Source organism: Streptomyces cellostaticus, from assembly GCF_001513965.1.
GTDB lineage: Bacteria > Actinomycetota > Actinomycetes > Streptomycetales > Streptomycetaceae > Streptomyces > Streptomyces cellostaticus.
In genome coordinates, this window is the sequence record NZ_KQ948063.1 from 29,435 (window position 1) to 33,957 (window position 4,523).

The following is a 4,523-nucleotide window of genomic DNA, read 5'->3' on the forward strand; positions in this document are numbered from 1 at the left end:
ACGCCAACGCCTGCGCGCAGCGCTCCATCGCCGCCGCGAAGACGGGCTCCTCGCCCCACAACTGCAGACCCATCCCGGCCCACTGCGCACCCTGACCCGCGAACACGAACACCGGCCGCGACACCGAACCAGCAACCCCGCTCACCACACCGGTCACCACCCCGGGTGCTTCCTGGCCCGCGGCAGCGGCAGTCAGGCCCTCCAGCAGCTGGGCACGGTCCTGGCCGACCACCGCCAGCCGGTGGGAGAACGCCATGGTCCTCGTCACCGCCAGGGAGAACGCCACATCCTTGGCCGCGACCTCCGGACGATCAGCCACGAACTCCGCCAGCCGACCCGCCTGCGCGGCCAGCGCCGCACCGGACCGCGCCGACAACACCCACGCCACCGGACCCACAGACAACCCCAACTCAGAGGTGGGCGCCGCCCCATCCACGGCAGAGACATCCGGGACAGGGGCGTCCTGGGTGGGCTGCTCGAGGATGAGGTGGACGTTGGTGCCGCTGATCCCGAACGCCGACACACCAGCCCGCCGCGGACCAGAACCCGCCGGCCACTCCCGGGGGGCGGTCAGCAGTTCCACCGCCCCGGCCGACCAGTCCACATGCGAGGACGGAGCGTCCACGTGCAGGGTCTGGGGCAGCATCCCGTGCCGCATCGCCTGCACCATCTTGATCACACCAGCCACACCAGCAGCCGCCTGCGTGTGACCGATGTTCGACTTCACCGACCCCAGCAACAGCGGCCGGCCCTCCGGACGATCCTGACCATAGGTCGCCAGCAGCGCCTGCGCCTCGATCGGGTCACCCAGCGCCGTACCAGTGCCATGCGCCTCCACCACATCGACATCGCCCGGCTGCAACCTTGCGCTCGCCAACGCGGCCCGGATCACCCGCTGCTGCGACGGACCATTCGGCGCCGACAGACCGTTGCTGGCCCCGTCCTGGTTGACCGCACTGCCCGCCACGACCGCCAACACCCGGTGCCCACGAGCGCGGGCATCGGTCAGCCGCTCCAGAACCACTACTCCGACGCCTTCGCCCCACCCGGTGCCATCGGCCGCCTCCGCGAACGGCTTGCACCGGCCGTCGGCAGCAAGACCTCGCTGCCGCGCGAACTCCAGGTACGCACCCGGGGTGGCCATCACCGTTACGCCACCGGCCAGCGCGATCCCGCACTCCCCGGACCGCAGCGCCTGCGCGGCCAGGTGAATCGCCGTCAGCGACGAGGAACACGCCGTGTCGATCGAGACGGCGGGGCCCTGCAGACCCAGCGAGTAGGCCACGCGTCCCGACGCCACACTCGCCGTGGTCCCGGTCATCCCGTAGCCGCCGGCACCGTACTGCCCTCCGACTCGGTAGCCGGACGTGATGATCCCGGCGTAGACGCCGGTGTCGGTGCCACGCAGCGAACCCGGGGTGATGCCAGCGTCCTCCAGTGCCTCCCAGCAGGTCTCCAGCAACAGCCGCTGCTGGGGGTCCATCCCCAACGCCTCACGCGGACTGATCCCGAAGAACTCCGCATCGAAATCACCAGCGCTGTCCAGGAAGCCACCCACCGGGGCGTAACGCGCACCCTCGTCATCACCCGACTCAAGGTCAGGCAGGCCGGCCACGTCCCAGCCGCGGTTCGCCGGGAAGCCCGACATCGCGTCGGAGCCTCCGGCGACCAACTGCCAGAAGCCCTCCGGGCCCTCGGCTCCGCCCGGGAACCGGCAGCCGATTCCCACGATCGCCACCGGCTCGTCCGTGCCGACACGGACCACCGGCACAGCGCTCTCCCCGAGGGCCTCGGCAGTCCCGCACGCCTCTGTCACCAGATGCCGGGCGAGTTCCAGAGGGACGGGGTAGTCGAAGACCAGGGTGGCGGGAAGGCTCAGGCCGGTCTCCGCAACCAGTCGGTTACGCAGCTCCAGCGCGGTCAGGGAGTCGATGCCCATCTCGCGGAAGGCCCGCTGGGGATCGATGTCCCCGGGGCTGGCATGGCCCAGAACGGCGGCGACAGCGGCCCGGACGATCTCCAGGACTTCCTGCTCGCGCTCAGCGGGACTGAGCGCGGCCAACCGGGCCCCCAAGCCACCCGCGTCCGCAGCCGCAGCCGCAGCCACGGCCGCGGTCGGGCGGGCGGGGGCACCGGCGGCCAAGCCGCGCAGCAGCGGGGGCAGTGGCCTTCCAGGGCGTGACAGTGCCGTCAGGTCCAGCAGAGCCGGAACCGTCAACGGTGTGCTCAACGCGGCAGCGGCGTCGAACAGCGCCAGGCCCTGTTCCGTCGTCAGCGGCTGGATGCCGCCACGACGCAGGCGAGACAGACTCACACCCTCCAGATGCCCCGTCATCTCCGAGGTCTGGGCCCACAGTCCCCAGGCCAGCGACTGACCGGCCAGGTGCCGATCGTGGCGGTAGACGGCCAGCGCGTCCAGGAACGCGTTGGCGGCGGCGTAACTCCCCTGTCCCGCGCTGCCCATGACAGCCGCGGCCGAGGAGTAGAGCACGAAGCCGGCCAGACCCGTGCCTTCGGTCAGCTCGTGCAGGTTCCAGGCCGCGTCGGCCTTCGCCGACAGGACGGTCGCCATGCGCTGCGGTGTCAGCGACTCCACAGTGGCGTCGTCGATCACCCCGGCGGCGTGCACCACTGCGGTCAGCGGCCGCTCAGCCGCGATCTTGGCCAGCACCGGGGCGAGGGCGTCGCGGTCGGCGGCGTCGCCGGCCTGGACCCGCACACCCGCACCCGACTGGGCCAACTCCGCTGCCAGGCGGGCAGCCCCCGGTGCGGCGGGGCCGCGCCGCGACATCAGGAGCAGGTGCTGCATGCCACGAACGTTGACCAGGTGCCGGGCCAACTCCCCGCCCAGCGTTCCGGTTCCACCCGTGACCAGCACCGTGCCCTGCCGGTCCCACTCGGCGGGCGCGGTCCCGGGCTCCTCCGTCCCGGCCCGGGCCAGCCGCCGACCGAACGCCACCACGCCCCCGCCGTCGGTAGCGGGACGGACGCAGACCTCAGGCTCATCGGCATCCAGCACCGCAGCCAGAACGGTCTCCACGTCGGCGTCGTAGGTGGGGTAGAGGCCGGCCGCCGGGTCGACATCGACCAGCAGCAGGCGACCCGGGTGCTCGGACTGCGTGGAGCGGACCAGGCCCGCCACCGCTGCGCCGGCCAGATCCTGCCCAGCGGCCGCGCCCTGGGTCCAGATCAGCAACCGCGCATTGTCAGTCTCGGGGTCGGCGAGCCACTGCTGCACCCAACCCAGCACCGTCGCGGCAGCCAGGTGGGCCGCCTGCGGCGCCGACATCCCGAACGGGGCAGCCGGCACGGCCGCAACAACCACCGGCGCCAGCTCGGAGCCGACCGACTGGCCGTGCCGCACCCACTGCACTGCGGCGGCCGAAGCCTGCGTCGTCAGCGGGACCCAGTCGACGGTGAACAGCGACTGCCGCACCTGCCGACCAGCCCCGGTGAGCTGAGCAGCCGGAATCTCACGCAACGCCAGTGACCGTGCCTGCAAGACGGGTTCACCGACAGCGTCGAACGCCGTGACCGAGATCCCACCTGACCCGGGAGCCAAGACCACTCGCAGGTGGCGGGCACCGCCGGCCAGCAGCCGCACCCCCGACCACGCGAACGGCAGCCCCGTCCCACCACTGCCATTGCTGCTGCCGGCGGCCAGGAGACCGTGCAGAGCGGCGTCGAGCAGAGCGGGATGCAGGCCGAACCCGGCAACATCGGCTTCTGCGGCCTGGGGCAGCTCCACCTCGGCGTAGACGGTGTCCTCGGCACGCCAGACCTGACGCAGGCCCTGGAACGCCGGCCCATAGCCGTAACCGCGCCGAGCCAGCCTCTCGTAGGCGTCGTCGACCGGAACCGACTCCGCACCCGCCGGAGGCCAGACGGCCAGCGGGGCGGGGACGGGCTCACTGCCGGCCGGGGCCAGCACGCCAACGGCGTGCCGCACCCATTCGCCCTCACCCTCGCGGGAGGAGACCGTGACCGTTCGCAGACCGCTGTCGCCGTCGCTGACACGGACCTGCAACTGCACGCCGCCATGCTCCGACAGGACCAGCGGCTCCTGGAGCGTCAGTTCCTCCAGGACACCGCACCCGGCCAGGTCCCCGGCGTGGACCGCCAGGTCCACGAACGCGGTGCCGGGCAGCAGGACCGTGCCGTGGACCGCGTGGTCGGCCAGCCACGGCATCGCGGCCAGCGACAGACGACCCGTCAACACCAGCCCGTCACCCTCGGCCAACCACACCGCGGCCGCCAACAACGGATGCCCGGAGCGTTGCAGACCGATCGACGAGGCGTCCCCACGAGCGGTGACGGCCTTCGGCCAGTAGTGCTGGCGCTGGAACGGGTAGGTCGGCAGATCGACCTTGACCGCCCGACCCTCGTCGGCTGTCACCGTTGCCCAGTCCACCTCGACACCAGCCGCATACGCACCTGCCAGCGCGGTCAACCACCGCCCACGCCCGCCATCGCCGCGCTGCAAACTGGCCGCCGCCACCAGATCCTCGCCGGCCTGCGCGATC

1 protein-coding gene is annotated in these 4,523 nt (G+C 72.1%); it reads right to left on the bottom strand.

Features of this window, described 5'->3' with window-relative positions:
* Positions 1-4,396 (bottom strand): type I polyketide synthase (locus AQI88_RS40525; RefSeq protein ID WP_159050537.1); only part of this gene is annotated, 4,396 nt, incomplete at its 3' end.
* Positions 4,397-4,523 lie beyond the last annotated feature (127 nt).